This window comes from Streptomyces sp. NPDC007971 (assembly GCF_042958635.1).
Lineage (GTDB): Bacteria > Actinomycetota > Actinomycetes > Streptomycetales > Streptomycetaceae > Streptomyces.
Map to the genome: position 1 here is coordinate 214,876 of NZ_JBIBJK010000001.1, position 19,129 is coordinate 234,004.

The following is a 19,129-nucleotide window of genomic DNA, read 5'->3' on the forward strand; positions in this document are numbered from 1 at the left end:
CAGTCCCGTTTCCCGTTTTCCGGCCCCCTCAGGCCGGCGTCTGCTGCCGTGCCTGCCGCCCCGCCGCGGCGGCGGCCAGTCGGCCCAGCGCCTCGTCCCGGTCGCACGGGTGGGCGCCCAGGGAGACCTGGCGGGCCACGATCGAACGCTCGGCGCGCATCAGCCGCCAGCCGCGGCGGACCAGGAACGGCACCGACTTGCGGCCCTCCTTCAGGTCCCGCAGGAAGCGCCGGCGGAAGGTGGTGACGGGTCCGCGGTTGAGGCACAGAGCGTCCGCCAGCAGGCCCAGCTCACGGCAGCGCTCGACGATGTCGGCGGCGAAGATGCCCTCCGCGATGAACAGCGGGGTGCGCTCGATGTGCAGCATCTGCTCGCCGGTGCGGGCGCTCAGCGAGATGTCGTACACCGGCACGGGCGTCGACCCCGTGGCGCAGAGGCGGGCGATGGCCGCCACCGCGACGTCCGCGTCCCAGGACCGGGGATGGTCCCAGTCGATGTCCGAACTCCCGTCCACCAGGGGCAGTGTCGGGTCGTCGCCCTCCTTGTAGAAGTCGTCGAGGCGCAGAACGGGCAGCCCGGAGCGGGCGGCGACGAGTGACTTGCCCGAGCCCGAAGGGCCGCACAGCAGCACGACACGGGCGGGAGACGGGGGATGAATGCTCACGGAACACCAGTTTGACGTATGGCGCGGCCTCTGCCGACCCCGCGGGTCGGCTTTGGAGCGTGCGTCACATCTCTATTACTCTTCGTGACGATACGATCACACGAAGTAATGAAAGGCGGTATCGGAGATGGCACGACGTGTCTCCCCTCGTACCCTCGCCGTCCAACGCGCCCTGGGGGCGCTCGCGATCGCCGCTGCGGCTCTGGGCGTGGCGTCGGTGTCGGCGCACGCCCACCCGCTCGCCGCGGCGCCCGCGCGTCCCGCCGCAGCCCCCCTCGGCGACGGCGGGCTCTCCGACTTCACCGGCCCGCTGGTCCAGGTGGAGACGCTCGGCGGGGTGCCGGCGGTGGACCAGGTGGGCGGCTTCCTCAGCGGAGGCTGAGCCGCACGCGAGGCGAGCCGCGTGCGAGGCGAGCCGCGTGCGAGGCGAGCCGCGTGCGAGGCGAGCCGTGTACGCAGAGGCGGCGTACGAGAAGAGCCGCGTACCCCGAGGCTGCGTACGAGGAGAGCCGCGCACTTGGAGACTGCACTGCGTACGAGGAGAGCCGCGCCGCCCCCGGACGGAGGGGCGGCGCGGCTCTCGGCTCTGCGAGGCGTGCCGTCAGTACGACGAGCCGGACGCGCCCAGCGACCCCGTCGGGTGCCAGACCGTCTTCGTCTCCAGGAACGCCGTCATGCGCTCGGTCCCCGGAGCGGACGGCCAGTTGTCCACATCCTGTGGACGAAGGACGCGCTTCAGGTTGTCCGCGGCCGCGATCTCCAGCTCCTTCGCCAGCTCCTCGCCGGCGCCCGCGAGATCGATCGCGTTGACGTCCTGGTGCGCGGCCAGCGGCGCCGCGATCTCCGCCGTACGGCCGGACAGGACGTTGACGACACCGCCGGGCAGGTCGGAGGTGGCCAGGACCTCGCCCAGGGACAGGGCGGGCAGGGGAGCCTTCTCGGACGCCACGACGACCGCCGTGTTGCCGGTCGCGATCACCGGGGCGATCACCGAGACCAGGCCGAGGAACGACGACTCCTGCGGCGCCAGGACGGCGACCACGCCGGTCGGCTCGGGGGAGGACAGGTTGAAGAACGGGCCCGCGACCGGGTTCCCGCCGCCCACGACCTGGGCGATCTTGTCGGTCCAGCCCGCGTACCAGACCCAGCGGTCGATCGCGGCGTCCACGACGGCGGCGGCCTTCGCCTTCGACAGGCCCTCGGCGTCGGCGACCTCCCGGACGAACTGCTCCTTGCGGCCCTCCAGCATCTCCGCGATGCGATAGAGGATCTGGCCGCGGTTGTACGCCGTCGCGCCGGACCAGCCGCCGAACGCCTTGCGGGCGGCGACGACCGCGTCACGGGCGTCCTTGCGGGATGCAAGCGGTGCGTTGGCCAGCCACTTGCCCTTGCCCGCCGCGCCAGCGGCTGATGTCTGCGTGGTCACCTCGTACACCCGGCCGCTCTCGGAACGCGGGAACTTCCCGCCGACGTACAGCTTGTAGGTCTTGAAGACCGAAAGTCGCAGGTCGGTCTTTTCCGTCTTCTCAGACATCGAGGTACGCCTCCAGGCCGTGGCGGCCGCCCTCGCGGCCGAAGCCCGACTCCTTGTAACCGCCGAACGGCGAGGTCGGGTCGAACTTGTTGAACGTGTTGGACCAGACGACACCGGCGCGCAGCTTGTTCGCGACGGCCAGGATCCGGGAGCCCTTCTCGGTCCAGATGCCCGCCGAGAGGCCGTACTGCGTGTTGTTGGCCTTGGCGACGGCCTCGTCCGGCGTGCGGAAGGTGAGGACCGACAGGACCGGGCCGAAGATCTCGTCACGGGCGACGGTGTGCGCCTGGGTGACGTTCGTGAAGAGCGTCGGGGCGAACCAGTAGCCGGAGGAGGGCAGCTCGCAGGCCGGGGACCAGCGCTCGGCGCCCTCCGCCTCGCCCTGCTCGGCCAGCGCGCTGATCCGAGCCAGCTGCTCGGCGGAGTTGATCGCACCGATGTCGGTGTTCTTGTCCAGCGGGTCGCCCAGGCGCAGGGTGGACAGGCGGCGCTTGAGGGAGTCCAGCAGCTCGTCCTGGACCGACTCCTGGACCAGGAGGCGGCTGCCCGCGCAGCAGACCTGGCCCTGGTTGAAGAAGATGCCGTTCACGATGCCCTCGACGGCCTGGTCGATCGGGGCGTCGTCGAAGACGATGTTGGCGCCCTTGCCGCCCAGTTCGAGGGTGAGCTTCTTCCTCGTCCCGGCGACCGTGCGCGCGATCTCCTTGCCCACGGCCGTGGAGCCGGTGAAGGCGACCTTGTTCACGTCCGGGTGCGCGACGAGGGCCGCGCCCGTGTCGCCGTAGCCCGGAAGGATGTTGACGACACCCTTGGGCAGGCCCGCCTGGCGGCAGATGTCCGCGAAGAACAGGGCGGACAGCGGCGTGGTCTCGGCGGGCTTGAGGACGACCGTGTTGCCGGTCGCCAGCGCCGGGGCGATCTTCCACGCGAGCATCAGCAGCGGGAAGTTCCAGGGGATGACCTGGCCGGCCACGCCCAGCGGCCGCGGGTTCGCGCCGTAGCCGGCGTGGTCGAGCTTGTCGGCCCAGCCCGCGTAGTAGAAGAAGTGCGCGGCGACCAGCGGGAGGTCCGCGTCGCGGGTCTCCTTGATCGGCTTGCCGTTGTCCAGCGTCTCCAGGACGGCCAGCTCCCGGCTGCGCTCCTGGATGATGCGGGCGATGCGGAACAGGTACTTGGCGCGCTCGGAGCCGGGCAGTGCCGACCACTTCTCGAACGCCTTGCGGGCGGCCTTCACCGCGCGCTCGACGTCCGCCTCACCGGCCTGGGCGACCTCGGAGAGGACCTCCTCGGTGGACGGGCTGACCGTCTTGAAGACCTTGCCGTCGGCCGCCTCGGCGAACTCGCCGTCGATGAAGAGGCCGTAGGAAGGGGCGATGTCGACGACGGAGCGGGACTCGGGCGCCGGTGCGTACTCGAATGCGGATGCCATGGTGATCAGTCCACCGTCACGTAGTCGGGGCCGGAGTAGCGGCCGGTGGCCAGCTTCTGACGCTGCATGAGCAGGTCGTTCAGGAGCGAGGAGGCGCCGAAGCGGAACCAGTGGTTGTCCAGCCAGTCCTCGCCCACGGTCTCGTTGACCAGGACCAGGAACTTGATCGCGTCCTTGGTGGTGCGGATGCCGCCCGCGGGCTTCACGCCGACCTGGACGCCGGTCTGGGCGCGGAAGTCGCGCACCGCCTCCAGCATCAGCAGGGTGTTGGCGGGGGTCGCGTTGACGGCGACCTTGCCGGTGGAGGTCTTGATGAAGTCCGCGCCCGCCAGCATGCCCAGCCAGCTCGCCCGGCGGATGTTGTCGTACGTCGACAGCTCGCCGGTCTCGAAGATGACCTTCAGCCGGGCGCTCGTCCCGCAGGCTTCCTTCACGGCCACGATCTCGTCGTACACCTTCAGGTACTTGCCCGCGAGGAACGCGCCCCGGTCGATGACCATGTCGATCTCGTCGGCGCCCGCGGCGACGGCGTCACGCACGTCGGCCAGCTTCACGTCGAGGGCGGCGCGGCCGGCCGGGAAGGCGGTGGCGACCGAGGCGACCTTCACGCCGGAGCCGGCGACGGCCTCCTTGGCGACGGCCACCATGTCGGGGTAGACGCAGACGGCCGCGGTGGTCGGGGTCGTCCGGTCCGTCGGGTCCGGGTGGGCCGCCTTGGCGCCGAGCGCCCGGACCTTGCCCGGGGTGTCCGCGCCTTCCAGCGTCGTCAGGTCGACCATCGAGATGGCGAGGTCGATGGCGTACGCCTTCGCGGTGGTCTTGATGGAACGGGTGCCGAGAGACGCGGCGCGCGCCTCCAGGCCGACCGCGTCGACGCCGGGCAGCCCGTGGAGGAAGCGGCGCAGCGTGCTGTCGGACGCGGTGACGTCAGCGAGGGCAGCGGGTGCAGTGGTGGGCATGGTCACCAGACGAGCATATCTACGCGCGTAGTTTCTGTATAGCCCCCGCCGCTCATCGCCTCGTCGGAGGTCACGGATGAGCGCCGGTGTCGGGGCTCGTAGGGGCGCTCGCGGCGGCTTCGGGCAGAATCGGGACCATGACGACCCCGGACCACCAGTCACCCGCGCCACAGCCCTCGGCGCCCGCCGCCAAGGACCGGATCTACCGCTCGCCGCTGGCGCTGGTGGCAGGTGCGCTGCTGCTCGTGCTCGCCGGCTGGCTGGGCTTCGACGCACTGGTCCGCGGGCACGGACGGACGCCCTGGCTCGCGCTGGCCGCGCTGATCCTGATCGTGCCGCTGGTGATCGCCTTCACGCTGCGCCCGGCCGTCTTCGCGAACGACGAGCGGCTGCGGATCCGCAATCCCTTCCGGGTGATCACCGTGCCCTGGGGCGAGATCGCCTCCCTGCGCTCCGCGTACACCAACGAGGTCGTCGCGCAGTCCGGCGTCAAGTACCAGCTGTGGGCCGTCCCCGTCTCGCTGCGCGCCCGCAAGAAGGCGGCGCGGCGCCAGATGCGGGCCGGTTCCGGGGCCGGGCGGAACGGGGCTTTCGGGGGGCTGGGCGGATTCGGCGCGGTCGGCGGCGGTGACGTCCCGGCCGGCCCGACGCGCGCCGAGACCGACAAGATCATGGACGAGCTGCGGGACCTCCTGGAGCGGCACGGCGAGGCGGAGGCGGCCCAGGGCGAGATCACCGTGCGCTGGGCCTACGAGGTGGCCGCGCCCGCGGTGGCCGGGGCGGTACTGCTGGCGATCCTGCTCGCCACGGGGTGAGCGTCGCGGGGTGAGCGTCGCGGGGTGAGCGTGCCGGCCTTCGGCCGGCTCCGGCTCCCCCACCCGCACGACCGGGACGGCGTGCGGCGATCGACGAGAAGGGGCGCCCCGGACGGGGCGCCCCTTCGTCGTGCGTACGGGTCAGATGCCGGCCGCTGCCGACAGGTCCCGCTTCAGCGCGGCCAGCAGCTCCGTCGCCCTGGCGTGGGCCGCCGGGAGGCCGGCGTGGGCGGCGACCGGGACGACGGCCTCCAGGTAGCACTTCAGCTTGGGCTCGGTGCCGCTGGGGCGGACGATGACGCGGGCGCCGTCGAGGGTGTAGCGCAGGCCGTCGGTGGGCGGGAGGCTGTCCGTGCCCTGCGTGAGGTCCTCGGCGCGGACGACCGGCAGGCCCGCCAGCTCGGCCGGGGGCTGCTCGCGCAGGCGGCGCATCGCGTCCGCGATGACGGAGAGGTCCTCGACGCGGACCGACAGCTGGTCGGTGGCGTGCAGGCCGTGCTCCACGGCGAGGTCGTCGAGGAGGTCGAGCAGGGTGCGGCCCTCCTCCTTGAGGACGGAGGCCAGCTCCGTGATCAGGAGCGCGGCCGTGATGCCGTCCTTGTCGCGCACGCCCTCGGGGTCCACGCAGTAGCCGAGGGCCTCCTCGTAGCCGTAGCGCAGGCCGTCCACCCGGGCGATCCACTTGAAGCCGGTGAGGGTCTCCTCGTAGGGCAGGCCCGCCTTCTCGGCGATACGGCCGAGGAGGGAGGAGGAGACGATCGACTCCGCGAGCACGCCGGTCGCGCCCTGGCGGACCAGATGGGCGGCGAGCAGCGCGCCCACCTCGTCGCCGCGCAGCATCCGCCAGTCGTCCCCGCTCCTGACGGCCACGGCGCAGCGGTCGGCGTCGGGGTCGTTGGCGATGACGAGGTCCGGGTCGCTCGTGCGGGCCCGGGCGAACGCCAGGTCCATCGCGCCAGGCTCCTCCGGGTTGGGGAAGGCCACCGTCGGGAAGTCCGGGTCCGGGTCGGCCTGCTCGGCGACGAGCACCGGCTCGGGGAAGCCGGCCCGGGCGAAGGCGGCCAGCAGGACGTCGCGGCCGACGCCGTGCATCGCCGTGTAGACCGTGCGGGCGGTGCGGGGGGAGCCGGGAGCGAGGACGGCGTCCGTACGGGCCAGGTAGGCGTCCAGGACCGCGTCGTCCAGGATCTCCCAGCCGGCGTCCGGGCGGGGTACGTCGTTCAGGGAGGCGATCGCGTCGATCTCGGCGGCGATCTCCGCGTCGGCGGGCGGGACGATCTGGGAGCCGTCGCCCAGGTACACCTTGTAGCCGTTGTCCCGGGGCGGGTTGTGGCTGGCGGTGACCTCCACGCCCGCAGCCGCGCCCAGGTGCCTTATCGCGAAGGCCAGCACGGGGGTGGGCAGGGGGCGGGGCAGGACCGCTGCGCGCAGGCCCGCGCCGATCATCACGGCGGCGGTGTCCCGGGCGAAGTCGGCGGACTTGTGGCGGGCGTCGTAGCCGATGACGACGAGACCGGCTCCCTTTTCCTCCAGGGCGGGCTCGTTCTTCTTCAGGTACGCGGCGAGGCCGGCGGCGGCGCGGATGACGACCGAGCGGTTCATGCGCATCGGGCCGGCGCCGAGTTCGCCCCGCAGGCCGGCCGTACCGAACTGGAGGGTGCCGCTGAAACGGGCCGACAGTTCGGTCACGTCGCCGGCGTCGATCAGCTCGGCGAGTTCCCTGCGGGTCTCCGCGTCGGGGTCCTCGGCGAGCCATGCCTTGGCCTGGGCGATGAGATCGTCGTGCACCTTGGGATCAACCTCTCCTTGTTTGCCTCGTCCCTGGGGGCTCCGCCCCCAGACCCCCGTTTTGCCCACCCGCCCACCCGACTCGGTCGGCCGAGAAGCGGACGGCAGGATCACGCTCACCACGACACGGCAGCACCGCGGTACAGCAGTACCGGCGACACAGCAGCGCAGTGGCGCCGCGGTATACACAGCACCGGCGACGCAGCAGCGCAGTGGTGCCGTGGTTCAGCAGCATCAGCGACACCGCAGCACCTTGGCACCGCGCTACGGCAGCACCTTGGCACCGCGCTACGGCAGCTCCGCGACACCGCGCTGCGGCAGCTCAGCAACCGCAGTCCGGCAGCCCCACGACTCCGCGGCGCGGCAGCGCCAGCGACATCGGAGCGCCGCGGAATAGGAGCGCCGCGGAACCGGAGCGCCGCGGAACCGGAGCACCGCAGAACCGTGGCGCGGCGGTGCCGTCAGTGGTCCGTGGTGCCTGCCGCGTGCCTTGCTTGCCGCAGGTCCCCCGGAGGTCGCCTACAGCTTGCCCAGTACCTGGCCGAGCAGTTCGCCCATGCGTGCCGCCGAGTCGCGGCCCGCCTGGAGGACCTCCTCGTGGTTGAGGGGCTCGCCCGTCATGCCGGCCGCGAGGTTGGTGACCAGGGAGATGCCCAGCACCTCGGCGCCCGCCTCACGGGCGGCGATCGCCTCCAGGACCGTGGACATGCCGACGAGGTCCGCGCCGATCGTGCGGGCCATGCGGATCTCGGCCGGGGTCTCGTAGTGCGGGCCGGGGAACTGTGCGTAGACGCCCTCCTCCAGGGTGGGGTCGATCTCCTTGCACAGGGCGCGCAGGCGGGGGGAGTAGAGGTCCGTCAGGTCGACGAAGTTGGCGCCGACGATCGGGGACGCGGCCGTCAGGTTGATGTGGTCGCTGATCAGGACCGGCTGGCCGGGGCGCATGCCCTCGCGCAGGCCGCCGCAGCCGTTGGTGAGCACGATGGTCTTGCAGCCGGCGGCGACGGCCGTGCGGACGCCGTGCGCGACGGAGGCGACCCCGCGGCCCTCGTAGTAGTGCGTGCGGCCCAGGAAGACCAGCGCGCGCTTGTCACCGAAGGAGTACGAGCGGATCTTGCCGCCGTGCCCCTGGACGGCCGGCGGCGGGAAGCCGGGCAGCTCGGTGACCTGGAACTCGGCGTCGGGGGCCCCCAGGGCGTCGACGGCCGGAGCCCAGCCGGAGCCCATCACGAGGGCGACGTCGTGGGTCTCGGCGCCGGTGAGTTCGCGCAGGCGCGCGGCGGCGGCGTCGGCGGCGGCGTAGGGGTCGCCCTGGATGTCGTCCGGAAGAAGAGATGCGTTCACGCCGACGAGGGTAGCCGGTCTTCGCCTACGCGCGTAGATGACAGAGCCCACGGGATTGCGATCGTTGTCTTGTCGTTTTCGACGAAGCGGGGGCAAACCCGCAGCAAGAGGCGGCCGGCCCGCCTCAGCAGGGGCGCTTGCGGAGTTCCATCACATAGTCGTGCGGCGCCCCGGCGGACTCGGCGGCGTCGGCGATCTCCCCGAGGTACCGGGCCGAGGGCAGCCCGCCCTCGTAGCCGTTGAGGACGTACGCCCACGCGGACTCCTCGCCGTCCAGCGTGTGCACGCGCACCCGGACGCGCCGGTAGATGCCGAGGCTCACGGCCTCCCACCGGTCCAGGGACTCCTCGTCCATGGGCGCGAGGTCGTACAGGCCGACGAAGACCTGGGCCCCGGGCTCCTCGACGATGGTCGCCAGTGCGCCCTCCCAGCCCAGCTGCTCGCCTCCGAAGGTCAGCCGCCAGCTGTTCAGCCAGCCTATGGCGCGCAGCGGGGAGTGCGGGGCGCGGCCGGACATCAGCCGCGCGTCGAGGTTGCCGGCGTACGCGGCATAGAGCGACATGGGGAGAGGGTACGGCAGGGGAAACTCCGGCCACGATCGCCCTCTCCCGCCCCAGGAGTCCCGCGTGTGCAGCCCCGGGCAGTAGCACCTTGAAGCGTGCGGGACAATGGGGTACGTGACTCGGATCGTGATCATCGGTGGCGGACCCGGCGGATACGAGGCGGCCCTGGTGGCCGCCCAGCTCGGCGCGGAGGTGACCGTCGTCGACTGCGACGGTCTGGGCGGAGCGTCGGTACTGACCGACTGCGTGCCGTCGAAGACCCTTATCGCTACGGCCGAGGTGATGACCACCTTCGACTCCTCCTACGAGGAGCTGGGCATCATCGTGGCCGACGACACCCCGCCGCTGGAGCAGGCGGCCCGGGTGGTGGGCGTGGACCTCGGGAAGGTCAACCGGCGTGTGAAGCGGCTCGCGCTCGCCCAGTCGCACGACATCACCGCCTCCGTCACCCGCGCCGGCGCCCGGGTCATGCGCGGCCGCGGCCGGCTGGACGGCATGCAGGGCCTCGACGGCTCCCGCAAGGTCGTCGTCACCACCGCCGACGGCACCGAGGAGACCCTCACCGCCGACGCCGTCCTGGTCGCCACCGGCGGTCACCCGCGCGAGGTGCCCGACGCCCAGCCCGACGGCGAGCGCATCCTCAACTGGACCCAGGTCTACGACCTCACCGAGCTGCCCGAAGAGCTGATCGTGGTCGGCTCGGGCGTGACCGGTGCCGAGTTCGCCGGCGCCTACCAGGCGCTCGGCTCCAAGGTGACCCTGGTGTCCTCGCGCGATCGCGTGCTGCCCGGCGAGGACCCGGACGCCGCCGCCGTCCTGGAGGACGTCTTCCGGCGCCGCGGCATGAACGTGATGGCCCGCTCCCGCGCGCAGTCCGCCAAGCGCGTCGGCGACCGGGTGGAGGTGACGCTGGCCGACGGCCGCGTCATCACCGGCTCGCACTGCCTCATGGCCGTCGGCGCCATCCCCAACAGTGCGGGGCTCGGCCTGGAGGAGGCCGGCGTCAAGCTGCGCGAGTCGGGGCACATCTGGACCGACAAGGTCTCCCGTACGACCGCTCCGGGTGTCTATGCGGCCGGTGACGTGACCGGTGTCTTCGCCCTTGCGTCCGTCGCCGCCATGCAGGGACGTATCGCCATGTACCACTTCCTCGGCGATGCGGTGGCCCCGCTGAACCTCAAGACGGTCTCCTCGAACGTCTTCACCGACCCGGAGATCGCCACCGTCGGCTACAGCCAGGCCGACGTGGACGCGGGCAAGATCGACGCGCGTGTCGTCAAACTTCCCCTGCTGCGCAACCCGCGCGCCAAGATGCAGGGCATCCGGGACGGCTTCGTGAAGATCTTCTGCCGCCCGGGCACCGGGATCGTCGTCGGCGGTGTGGTCGTCGCGCCGCGCGCCTCGGAACTCATCCACCCCATCTCGATCGCCGTCGACAACAATCTGACGGTCGAACAGATCGCGAACGCATTCACGGTGTACCCCTCCCTTTCGGGGTCGATCGCGGAGGTCGCGCGCCAGCTCCACACGCGCAAGGCCGGCGGCGAGGCCTGACGGCCGATTCCATGTCCCCGCTGGTCACGGGGAGTTGTCGAGCATGCGTACGGCATAGCCGGGCGGGTTAGGCCCTATACCACTTCCCGCCCTCCCATGCGAACAACTTCTGCTATTCGGCGCAAACTGCTGAAAGCAGACGGTCGTTGGGGTTACTGTCAGTTTCGTGTTCGCTGCAGAACGTCGCCAATTGATCCTCGAAATGGTGCGAGCGAACGGGGCCGTGTCGCTCCGTGAGCTCGCCCGCGTCGTCCAGACCTCCGAAGTGACCGTACGACGGGACGTGCGGGCACTGGAGGCAGAAGGACTCCTCGACCGCCGGCACGGCGGTGCGGTATTGCCGGGCGGTTTCACGCGGGAGTCCGGCTTTCCGCAGAAATCCCATCTCGCGACCGCCGAGAAGACGGCCATCGCCGACGTCGCCGCGGGCCTCGTCGACGAGGGCGAGGCCATCGTCGTCGGGGCGGGAACCACCACGCAGGAGCTGGCCCGCCGCCTCGCCCGCGTGCCCGGACTGACGGTCGTCACCAACTCCCTCCTGGTCGCCCAGGCGCTGGCCCATGCCAACCGCGTGGAGGTCGTGATGACCGGAGGCACCCTCCGCGGCTCCAACTACGCTCTCGTCGGCTCCGGCGCCGAGCAGTCCCTGCAGGGGCTGAGAGTGTCGAAGGCGTTCCTGTCGGGCAGCGGCCTGACCGCGGAGCGGGGTCTGTCCACCTCCAACATGCTCTCGGCGTCCGTCGACCGTGCGCTGGTGCAGGCCGCCGCCGAGGTCGTGGTCCTCGCCGACCACACCAAGCTCGGCACCGACACGATGTTCCAGACGGTGCCGACCGATGTCATCACCCGCCTGGTCACCGACGAGCCACCCGTCCACGACGACCGTGCCGCGACCGAGCTGCAGGCTCTCGCCGATCAGGGGGTGCAGATCGCCGTGGCCGGGGCGAGCGGGAGCCCGGGGGGTGAGCAGGGGCCTGCGGCGCGGCGCGCTCCGCTGCCGGGGCCCAGGCGTGGGCAGATGCCCGGGGGTGGACTGCGGGGGATGCTGGGGGAGCCGGCGGCGGGGGCCGAGCGGGGGCGGGTCGCCGACCTTCGCAGGCGCTGAGGTGTCTGTGCCGGTGTCTGTGCCTGTGCCTGCGCCTGCGCTTGGTCGCCGTGGGGGCTGAGGTCGTCGGGCGGGTGCGGGTCCATAGTGGCCGTTCGCGCAGTTCCCCGCGCCCCTTGGGGGTCGGCGGTTGCCGGTCGTCGGGCGGGTGCGGGTCCGTTGTGGTTGTTCGCGCAGTTCCCCGCGCCCCTTGGAGGCGCAGTTCCCCGTGCCCCTGGAGGCGTCGTTCCCCGTGGCCCTGAGGGCGGCTGGTGGCGGGGTGGTTCGGTGCAAAGGGAACGCCCGGCAGAGCGTGGTTGCTCCACCGGGCGTCGATCGGGCTTGTGCCGTCAGTCCTTGATCTCGCAGATCGCCGCGCCCGACGTCACCGACGCGCCGACCTCGAAGGTCAGGCCCTTGATGGTGCCCGCCTTGTGGGCGTTCAGGGGCTGCTCCATCTTCATGGCCTCCAGGACGACGACCAGGTCGCCCTCCTGGACCTCCTGGCCCTCCTCGACGGCCACCTTCACGATCGTGCCCTGCATCGGGGAGGCGAGGGTGTCGCCCGACGCCACGGGGCCGGACTTCTTGGCGGCGCGGCGCTTCGGCTTGGCGCCCGCCGCGAGGCCGGTGCGGGCCAGGGACATGCCCAGGGAGGACGGGAGGGAGACCTCCAGACGCTTGCCGCCGACCTCGACGACGACCGTCTCGCGGCCCGTGTCCTCCTCCGCCTCGGCGTCGGCCGGCGCGGTGAAGGGCTTGATCTCGTTGACGAACTCGGTCTCGATCCAGCGGGTGTGGACCGTGAACGGGTCCGCGGAGCCGGTCAGCTCCGGGGCGAAGGCGGGGTCCCGGACGACCACGCGGTGGAACGGGATCGCCGTGGCCATGCCCTCGACCTGGAACTCGTCCAGGGCGCGGGCGGCCCGCTCCAGGGCCTCCTTGCGGGTGCGGCCGGTGACGATCAGCTTGGCGAGCAGCGAGTCCCAGGCCGGGCCGATGACCGAGCCGGCCTCCACGCCCGCGTCCAGGCGGACACCGGGACCGGAGGGCGCGTCGAACCGGGTGACCGTGCCGGGGGCGGGGAGGAAGTTGCGGCCCGGGTCCTCGCCGTTGATGCGGAACTCGAAGGAGTGGCCGCGCAGCTCCGGGTCGTCGTAGCCCAGCTCCTCGCCGTCGGCGATGCGGAACATCTCGCGGACCAGGTCGATGCCGGCGACCTCCTCGGTCACCGGGTGCTCCACCTGGAGGCGGGTGTTCACCTCCAGGAAGGAGATCGTGCCGTCCTGGCCGACCAGGAACTCACAGGTGCCGGCGCCCTCGTAGCGGGCCTCCTTCAGGATCGCCTTCGAGGCGCGGTACAGCTCGGCGACCTGCTGCTCGGACAGGAACGGCGCCGGGGCCTCCTCGACCAGCTTCTGGTGGCGGCGCTGCAGGGAGCAGTCACGGGTGGAGACCACGACCACGTTGCCGTGCTTGTCCGCCAGGCACTGGGTCTCCACGTGGCGCGGACGGTCCAGGTAGCGCTCGACGAAGCACTCGCCACGGCCGAAGGCGGCAACCGCCTCGCGCACCGCGGACTCGTACAGCTCGGGGACCTCTTCGAGGGTCCGGGCGACCTTCAGGCCGCGGCCGCCGCCGCCGAACGCCGCCTTGATGGCGATCGGCAGGCCGTGCTCCTCGGCGAAGGCGACCACCTCGTCGGCGCCGGAGACCGGGTCGGGCGTGCCGGCCACCAGGGGGGCGCCGGCCCGCTGGGCGATGTGCCGGGCGGCGACCTTGTCACCCAGATCGCGGATGGCCTGCGGGGGCGGGCCGATCCAGATCAGACCGGCGTCCAGCACCGCCTGGGCGAACTCGGCGTTCTCGGAGAGGAAGCCGTACCCCGGGTGGATGGCGTCGGCACCCGACTCACGTGCCGCGTTCAGGACCTTGTCGATGTCCAGGTAGCTGGTGGCCGGGGTGTCACCGCCCAGGGCGAACGCCTCATCCGCGGCGCGGACGTGCAGAGCGTCCCGGTCGGGGTCTGCATAGACGGCCACGCTCGCGATCCCGGCGTCCCGGCAGGCCCGGGCAACGCGGACAGCGATTTCGCCACGGTTGGCGATGAGCACCTTGCGCACGATTGAGGCTCCCTCCTTGAAACAAGCCGAGTTTAGGGACTGCCGACACGTCACTTCGACCCGTCCCCAGTGGTGAGCTTGCCCACACGGAGCGTGATGCGAGGCTTGCTCGACCCGCGAAAGTCCTTGTCGCACCTCGGTGCGCAGGACTCCCCCGGGAAACCCTAGCCCTCTCATGTGGTCAAGGTCTCTGTGAGAGCGTGCTGCGGCCCACTCCGTTTCTTTGTCGAGTCCCTACGAATGGCCCAATGATTCTTTGCTCCTGACCGAACCCTTGTCCCTGGGTTTACCCGTTAGTAGCGTTCGCGATGACTCGGACGTACTTCAGGTAACAGCAGCTCTGCTCGGGCTGAGGGCGAAAGTGGGTGGGGGCCGGTGGTACGCAGACCGGTGGCATGGGTCGTGACGATCGTCCTGTTCGCGGAGGCGCTCGTCGTCGCGGCACTGAACTGGTTCCTCGGCATGGTCGTGGACCGGCAGAAGATGTCGCTGGCCGGGCTCGACCCCGACGTCATGTCGACGTCCTCGAAGATCGGCGGCGTCGTCTTCGGCCTCTACTTCGTCCTGTGCGCCGTGGTGGCCATGCTCGTCGCGATACGCAATCGCGCCCCCGCCGGCTTCGGCCGCATCCTGCTGGTCAGCGTCGCGGTGGTGCACGGCCTGTTGGGTGCGTTCACCCTCGGCCTGGTGGGCTGGCCGGCGTTCCTGTTCATGATGGTGGTGCTCGGGCTCGTCGTCCTGCTCCTGGTGACGTACGACCGTGACGGCGGCCCGGAGCAGGCCCCGCCCGGCGGCGCACCGGAGGCCGGCGGCGACCCGAAGACCGAGACCGCGCCGGGCGTGTCGCCGGAGCTGTCCCGGGGCGTCGCGGCCGAGCCGCACGGACGGACGGGTGAGCCGCAGGACGGGGACGACACGCCGCAGGACACGGTCCCCGCCCAGCTCACTCAGCCGGTGCCCACAACTCTGTGATGCCGACGCCCAGTTCGCCCAGCAGCCGCCGTACGAGGGGCAGGCTGATGCCGATCACATTGCCGTGGTCGCCGTCGATGCCCTCGATGAACGGCGCCGAACGGCCGTCCAGGGTGAACGCCCCCGCGACGTAGAGGGGTTCCCCGGAGGCGACGTACGCGGCGATCTCCTCGTCCGAGGGGTCGCCGAAGCGGACGACGGTGGAGGCGACCCCGGCGACGTACCGGTTGGCCTCCGTGTCCCAGATGCAGTGACCCGTCTGGAGGGTCCCGGCCCGCCCGCGCATCGCCTTCCAGCGGGCCGTGGCCTCCTCGGCGTCGGTGGGCTTGCCGAGCGCCTGGCCGTCCAGCTCCAGCACCGAGTCGCAGCCGATCACCAGGGCGCCGTGCACCTCCGGCTTCGCCGCCACCACGGAGGCCTTGGCCTCGGCCAGGGCGAGCGCCAGCTCTGCCGGGGTGGGCGCCGTGATCGAGTCCTCGTCGAAGCCGCTGACGATCACCTCGGGCGCAAGGCCCGCCTGCCTCAGGAGGCCCAGACGGGCGGGGGACTGGGAGGCGAGCACGAGTCGCCTGCGCGGCGTAGCAGTCATACCGCCAGGTTAGCGGTGCCGCTTCGTCACCTCGGGCCAGTCGCGATCGTCACCTTGGGCCGGTCACGATCGTCACCTCAGGCCGATCACGATCATCCCGAGCAGCATCGCCAGGGCCAGGACGAGGCCGAGCCGCCGCAGCATCTCCTGCATGTCGCGCAGGTCTTTCGGCGGCTCGTCCTCGGGGTCTGACCACAGCATGCCCCCAGCGTGGGGCCGGGCCGGACGGGATGCCTGAGTAGATGTACTCAGATTTTGCCCTGTGTTGTTCCCCCGTGCGCGGTTCCCCGCGCCCCTCGGGCGGGTTCCGGTCAGCTCGGCCAGTAGGTGCGCGTCCAGGACGCCTGGCCGGGGTGCGGGACGCGCTGTCCCGCGATGCGGGCCGGGTCCGACCAGGAGTCCCTCGGGCCGCCCGCGCCGGACGGCGTTGCCGCCGCCGCCGCGGCGCGGGCGCGGACCACCGCCAGGGCGGCGGCCAGCTCCTCCGGGGTCGGGTTGCCTCGTACGACCTTGATGTTCATGACCGCTCCAAAGGTCAGCGGGGCCTAGAGGGGGATGTTGCCGTGCTTCTTCGGAGGCAGTGATTCCCGCTTGGTGCGCAGCTGACGCAGACCGCGGACGATGTGTGCCCGGGTGTCCGACGGCATGATCACCGCGTCGATGTAGCCGCGCTCGGCCGCGACGTAGGGGTTGAGGAGCGCGTCCTCGTACTCCTGGATCAGACGGGCGCGGGTCGCCTCGGCGTCCTCGCCGTTCGACTCCGCCTCGGCGATCGTGCGCCGGTGCAGGATGTTGACCGCGCCCTGGGCGCCCATGACGGCGATCTGGGCGGTCGGCCAGGCGAGGTTGAGGTCGGCGCCCAGGTGCTTGGAGCCCATGACGTCGTAGGCACCGCCGAAGGCCTTGCGGGTGATGACCGTGATCAGCGGGACCGTGGCCTCCGCGTACGCGTAGATCAGCTTGGCGCCGCGGCGGATGATGCCGGTGTGTTCCTGGCCGACGCCCGGGAGGAATCCGGGCACGTCGACGAAGGTGAGCACGGGGACGTTGAAGGCGTCGCACGTGCGTACGAAGCGGGCCGCCTTCTCGCTGGCGTCGATGTCCAGGCAGCCGGCGAACTGCATCGGCTGGTTGGCGACGATGCCCACCGGCCGGCCCTCGACCCGGCCGAAGCCGGTCACGATGTTCGGCGCGAACAGCGCCTGCGTCTCGAAGAACTCGGCGTCGTCCAGGACGTGTTCGACCACCGTGCGGATGTCGTACGGCTGGTTCGCGCTGTCCGGGACCAGCGTGTCCAGCTCGCGGTCCTCGTCGGTGAGCGAGAGGTCCGCCTCCTCCGCGAAGACCGGGGGCTCGCTGAGGTTGTTGGACGGCAGGTACGACAGCAGCTGCTTGATGTACTCGATCGCGTCCTTCTCGTCGCCCGCCATGTGGTGGGCCACACCGGAGACCGCGTTGTGCGTACGGGCGCCGCCCAGCTCCTCGAAACCGACGTCCTCGCCGGTGACGGTCTTGATGACGTCCGGGCCGGTGATGAACATGTGCGAGGTCTGGTCGACCATCACCGTGAAGTCCGTGATGGCCGGGGAGTAGACCGCGCCGCCCGCACACGGGCCGACGACCAGGCTGATCTGCGGGATCACGCCGGAGGCGTGGGTGTTGCGGCGGAAGATCTCGCCGTAGGCGCCGAGGGAGGCGACGCCCTCCTGGATGCGGGCGCCGCCGGAGTCGTTGATGCCGATGACCGGGCAGCCGGTCTTCAGCGCGAAGTCCATGACCTTGACGATCTTCTGGCCGTAGACCTCGCCGAGCGCGCCGCCGAAGACCGTGAAGTCCTGGGAGAAGACGGCTACGGGGCGGCCGTCGACCGTGCCGTAGCCGGTCACCACGCCGTCGCCGTACGGGCGGTTCTTCTCCAGCCCGAAGTTGGTGGAGCGGTGGCGGGCGAACTCGTCCAGCTCGACGAAGGAACCCTCGTCGAGCAGCAGCTCGACCCGCTCACGGGCCGTCAGTTTGCCCTTGGCGTGCTGCTTTTCCACGGCGCGTGCGGAGCCGGCGTGCGTCGCTTCGTCAATACGGCGCTGTAGATCCGCGAGCTTGCCCGCGGTCGTGTGAATGTCGATCTCTTCCGGCTCGGACATCGGGATCGCGGCTCCCTGCCTGCTCAAAAGGGGGGACGGTTACTCATCCGTAGCGTAGTGGCGCGCCCGGGTGTCGGCAGTGCGGCGTTTCCCACACCTAGGGTGACTTGCATGACGCCGCACAATGCATCAGACGACAGCCGTTGGTCCGACCTGGAGCGCCCGCCGCTGAACGCCGCTGTGCTGCGGCGCGGGCTGGTCAGGGAAGGCAGCCTGTGGTCGGAGTTCGAGGTGGTCCAGCTCACCGGCTCCACCAATTCCGACCTGGTGGACCGGGCCGTGGCCGGCAAGGCGGGCGAGGGCGCGGTTCTCGTCGCCGAGGAGCAGACCGCCGGGCGGGGGCGGCTCGATCGGCAGTGGTCCGCGCCGGCCCGGTCCGGTCTGTTCTTCTCCGTCCTGCTGAACCCCGCCGAGGTGCCGGTGGCCCGCTGGGGCTGGCTGCCGCTGCTCACCGGAGTGGCCGTGGCGACGGGGCTGTCCCGGGCCGCGGGCGTGGACACGGCGCTGAAGTGGCCCAACGACCTGCTGGTGACCGTGGGCGGTGAGGAGCGCAAGGCCGGGGGCATCCTCGCCGAGCGGGCCGGGGAGCACGGGGTGGTCGTCGGGGTCGGCATCAACGTCTCCCTGGGCGCCGGGGAGCTGCCCGTGCCCCAGGCGGGGTCGCTGGCGCTGGCCGGGGCGGTGAGCACGGACCGGGATCCGCTGCTGCGGGCGGTGCTGCGGTCGCTGGAGGAGTGGTACCGGCGCTGGCGGGACGCGGGGGGTGATCCCGCGGTCAGCGGGCTGCAGGAGACCTATGCGGCGGGGTGCGCGACGCTCGGGCGGGTGGTGCGGGCGGAGCTGCCGGGGGATCGGGCCCTGGTGGGGGAGGCGGTGGCCGTCGACGGGGACGGGCGGCTGGTCATCGCCACCGAGTCGGGTGCGCGGGAGGCGGTGGGGGCGGGGGACATCGTGCATCTGCGGGCCGCGTGAGGGCTGCCGGCTCGGCTGCGTGAGGGTGGTTGGCTCGGCTGCGTGAGGTGACGGCCTCGGCTGTGTGGGGGTGGTGGCCCGGATGGTGGCCTCGGCTGCGGGAGCGCGGGTGGGGCCCGTTGCCTGGGGCGGTCCGTGCGGTCCGTGCGGTCCGTGCGGTCCCTGCGGTTCCCGGTGGCGGTGGGTGGTGGGCGTGCAGTGCCTGCGGCGCCTCTCTCGGTGGGTGGGGGCTTGCGTAGCGCCCCGGGGTGGTGGTGGGTCGGGGCCGCGCCGAAGGGTGTCCGTCCTCGGAACGGCGCGGAATCGGTCGGCTGTCCACGTGCCGGGGTTGACGCGCCAACCGCTGCGGGCGGACACCCCCCGGCCCGTCCCCTTCCCGCCGTCGGCGGGTGCGGGGCGTGCCGGGTTCCCGTCGTCGGCGGGTGGGGGGCTTGCCGGGAATCGGTCGGTTGTCCGGGTGCCGGGGGTGACGTGCCAACCGCCGCGGCCCGTCCCCTTCCCGTCGTCGGCGGGTGCGGGGCGTGCCGGGTTCCCGTCGTCGGCGGGTGGGGGGCTTGCCGGGAATCGGTCGGTTGTCCGGGTGCCGGGGGTGACGTGC

At 71.7% G+C, this 19,129-nt stretch carries 17 protein-coding genes and 1 pseudogene; 6 read left to right on the forward strand and 12 right to left on the reverse strand.

The genetic code is table 11. The features are described 5' to 3' along the window. Nucleotides 1–28: 28 nt before the first annotated feature. On the reverse strand, nt 29–664 hold the full coding sequence (locus ACFZCP_RS00965) for a uridine kinase (protein ID WP_362688534.1): 636 nt from the start codon (nt 662–664) through the stop codon (nt 29–31). A 127-nt stretch (nt 665–791) separates the two neighbouring features. Here ACFZCP_RS00965 and ACFZCP_RS00970 point away from each other — a divergent pair, with 127 nt between their 5' ends. Next, a complete protein-coding gene (locus ACFZCP_RS00970; RefSeq protein WP_391422886.1) occupies nt 792–1,046 on the forward strand; it encodes a hypothetical protein in 255 nt (84 codons plus the stop codon). Nucleotides 1,047–1,265: 219 nt separating this feature from the next. On the opposite strand, the gene ACFZCP_RS00975 is transcribed toward ACFZCP_RS00970, so the two are convergent. The 3 genes from ACFZCP_RS00975 to deoC are packed head-to-tail and all read right to left on the reverse strand — an operon-like array spanning nt 1,266 to nt 4,586. Further along, nucleotides 1,266–2,198, reverse strand: a complete 933-nt coding sequence (locus ACFZCP_RS00975; RefSeq protein ID WP_391422887.1) for an aldehyde dehydrogenase family protein — start codon at nt 2,196–2,198, stop codon at nt 1,266–1,268. Beyond that, entirely contained in the window at nt 2,191–3,627 is a 1,437-nt protein-coding gene (locus tag ACFZCP_RS00980; protein WP_391422889.1) for an aldehyde dehydrogenase family protein, read from the reverse strand. Before ACFZCP_RS00980 ends, ACFZCP_RS00975 begins: the two co-directional genes overlap by 8 nt. Nucleotides 3,628–3,632: 5 nt before the next feature. Next, entirely contained in the window at nt 3,633–4,586 is a 954-nt protein-coding gene (deoC, locus tag ACFZCP_RS00985) for a deoxyribose-phosphate aldolase (RefSeq protein ID WP_362688598.1), read from the reverse strand. A 137-nt stretch (nt 4,587–4,723) separates the two neighbouring features. Here deoC and ACFZCP_RS00990 point away from each other — a divergent pair, with 137 nt between their 5' ends. Continuing rightward, the gene (locus ACFZCP_RS00990) at nt 4,724–5,401 is read left to right on the forward strand and encodes a PH domain-containing protein (protein ID WP_391422891.1); all 678 of its coding nucleotides are present in this window, start codon (nt 4,724–4,726) and stop codon (nt 5,399–5,401) included. Between the two features lie 141 nt (nt 5,402–5,542). Here ACFZCP_RS00990 and ACFZCP_RS00995 read toward each other — a convergent pair whose 3' ends face one another. From ACFZCP_RS00995 to ACFZCP_RS01005, 3 genes are all read right to left on the reverse strand, one after another. Next, nucleotides 5,543–7,189, reverse strand: coding sequence for a phospho-sugar mutase (locus ACFZCP_RS00995; RefSeq protein ID WP_391422893.1), 1,647 nt, complete (start codon nt 7,187–7,189; stop codon nt 5,543–5,545). A gap of 519 nt (nt 7,190–7,708) precedes the next feature. Beyond that, nucleotides 7,709–8,533 (reverse strand): purine-nucleoside phosphorylase, encoded by an 825-nt coding sequence (locus ACFZCP_RS01000; protein WP_362688516.1) that lies wholly within the window; start codon nt 8,531–8,533, stop codon nt 7,709–7,711. Nucleotides 8,534–8,657: 124 nt separating this feature from the next. Next, on the reverse strand, nt 8,658–9,095 hold the full coding sequence (locus ACFZCP_RS01005; protein ID WP_391422895.1) for a gamma-glutamylcyclotransferase: 438 nt from the start codon (nt 9,093–9,095) through the stop codon (nt 8,658–8,660). A 106-nt stretch (nt 9,096–9,201) separates the two neighbouring features. On the opposite strand from ACFZCP_RS01005, the gene ACFZCP_RS01010 reads away from it, so the two are divergent. Together ACFZCP_RS01010 and ACFZCP_RS01015 are read left to right on the forward strand one after the other, a co-directional pair. Next, the gene (locus tag ACFZCP_RS01010) at nt 9,202–10,650 is read left to right on the forward strand and encodes an NAD(P)H-quinone dehydrogenase (RefSeq protein ID WP_362688510.1); all 1,449 of its coding nucleotides are present in this window, start codon (nt 9,202–9,204) and stop codon (nt 10,648–10,650) included. 202 nt (nt 10,651–10,852) lie between these two features. Beyond that, entirely contained in the window at nt 10,853–11,755 is a 903-nt protein-coding gene (locus tag ACFZCP_RS01015) for a DeoR family transcriptional regulator (protein WP_391422897.1), read from the forward strand. 329 nt (nt 11,756–12,084) lie between these two features. Here ACFZCP_RS01015 and ACFZCP_RS01020 read toward each other — a convergent pair whose 3' ends face one another. Continuing rightward, nucleotides 12,085–13,857, reverse strand: a complete 1,773-nt coding sequence (locus ACFZCP_RS01020; protein WP_362688504.1) for a biotin carboxylase N-terminal domain-containing protein — start codon at nt 13,855–13,857, stop codon at nt 12,085–12,087. Nucleotides 13,858–14,232: 375 nt separating this feature from the next. On the opposite strand from ACFZCP_RS01020, the pseudogene ACFZCP_RS01025 reads away from it, so the two are divergent. Next, nucleotides 14,233–14,706, forward strand: a pseudogene (locus tag ACFZCP_RS01025) (hypothetical protein); the annotation flags it as partial. A gap of 94 nt (nt 14,707–14,800) precedes the next feature. On the opposite strand, the gene ACFZCP_RS01030 reads toward ACFZCP_RS01025, so the two are convergent. The 4 genes from ACFZCP_RS01030 to ACFZCP_RS01045 form a co-directional block, all read right to left on the reverse strand. Then, nucleotides 14,801–15,418, reverse strand: a complete 618-nt coding sequence (locus ACFZCP_RS01030; protein ID WP_391422900.1) for a Maf family nucleotide pyrophosphatase — start codon at nt 15,416–15,418, stop codon at nt 14,801–14,803. Nucleotides 15,419–15,490: 72 nt separating this feature from the next. Then, nucleotides 15,491–15,619 carry a morphogenic membrane protein MmpB gene (gene mmpB, locus ACFZCP_RS01035; protein ID WP_361131693.1) on the reverse strand — a complete coding sequence of 43 codons (129 nt, stop codon included), beginning with the start codon at nt 15,617–15,619 and terminating at the stop codon, nt 15,491–15,493. A 110-nt stretch (nt 15,620–15,729) separates the two neighbouring features. Further along, nucleotides 15,730–15,939: an acyl-CoA carboxylase epsilon subunit gene (locus ACFZCP_RS01040; RefSeq protein WP_362688494.1), complete on the reverse strand. Its 210-nt coding sequence runs from the start codon at nt 15,937–15,939 to the stop codon at nt 15,730–15,732. Between the two features lie 24 nt (nt 15,940–15,963). Further along, entirely contained in the window at nt 15,964–17,559 is a 1,596-nt protein-coding gene (locus ACFZCP_RS01045; RefSeq protein ID WP_391422903.1) for a carboxyl transferase domain-containing protein, read from the reverse strand. A gap of 111 nt (nt 17,560–17,670) precedes the next feature. Here ACFZCP_RS01045 and ACFZCP_RS01050 point away from each other — a divergent pair, with 111 nt between their 5' ends. Then, on the forward strand, nt 17,671–18,531 hold the full coding sequence (locus tag ACFZCP_RS01050; RefSeq protein ID WP_391422905.1) for a biotin--[acetyl-CoA-carboxylase] ligase: 861 nt from the start codon (nt 17,671–17,673) through the stop codon (nt 18,529–18,531). The last annotated feature ends 598 nt before the right edge of the window (nt 18,532–19,129 follow it).

Coding starts and splice junctions, on each gene's coding strand:
- ACFZCP_RS00970 (WP_391422886.1), top strand. CDS start 792: ATGGCACGACGTGTCTCCCCTCGTACCCTCGCCGTCCAACGCGCCCTG.
- ACFZCP_RS00975 (WP_391422887.1), bottom strand. CDS start 2,198: ATGTCTGAGAAGACGGAAAAGACCGACCTGCGACTTTCGGTCTTCAAG.
- ACFZCP_RS00980 (WP_391422889.1), bottom strand. CDS start 3,627: ATGGCATCCGCATTCGAGTACGCACCGGCGCCCGAGTCCCGCTCCGTC.
- deoC (WP_362688598.1), bottom strand. CDS start 4,586: ATGCCCACCACTGCACCCGCTGCCCTCGCTGACGTCACCGCGTCCGAC.
- ACFZCP_RS00990 (WP_391422891.1), top strand. CDS start 4,724: ATGACGACCCCGGACCACCAGTCACCCGCGCCACAGCCCTCGGCGCCC.
- ACFZCP_RS01005 (WP_391422895.1), bottom strand. CDS start 9,095: ATGTCGCTCTATGCCGCGTACGCCGGCAACCTCGACGCGCGGCTGATG.
- ACFZCP_RS01010 (WP_362688510.1), top strand. CDS start 9,202: ATGGGGTACGTGACTCGGATCGTGATCATCGGTGGCGGACCCGGCGGA.
- ACFZCP_RS01015 (WP_391422897.1), top strand. CDS start 10,853: ATGGTGCGAGCGAACGGGGCCGTGTCGCTCCGTGAGCTCGCCCGCGTC.
- ACFZCP_RS01030 (WP_391422900.1), bottom strand. CDS start 15,418: ATGACTGCTACGCCGCGCAGGCGACTCGTGCTCGCCTCCCAGTCCCCC.
- mmpB (WP_361131693.1), bottom strand. CDS start 15,619: ATGCTGTGGTCAGACCCCGAGGACGAGCCGCCGAAAGACCTGCGCGAC.
- ACFZCP_RS01040 (WP_362688494.1), bottom strand. CDS start 15,939: ATGAACATCAAGGTCGTACGAGGCAACCCGACCCCGGAGGAGCTGGCC.
- ACFZCP_RS01045 (WP_391422903.1), bottom strand. CDS start 17,559: ATGTCCGAGCCGGAAGAGATCGACATTCACACGACCGCGGGCAAGCTC.
- ACFZCP_RS01050 (WP_391422905.1), top strand. CDS start 17,671: ATGACGCCGCACAATGCATCAGACGACAGCCGTTGGTCCGACCTGGAG.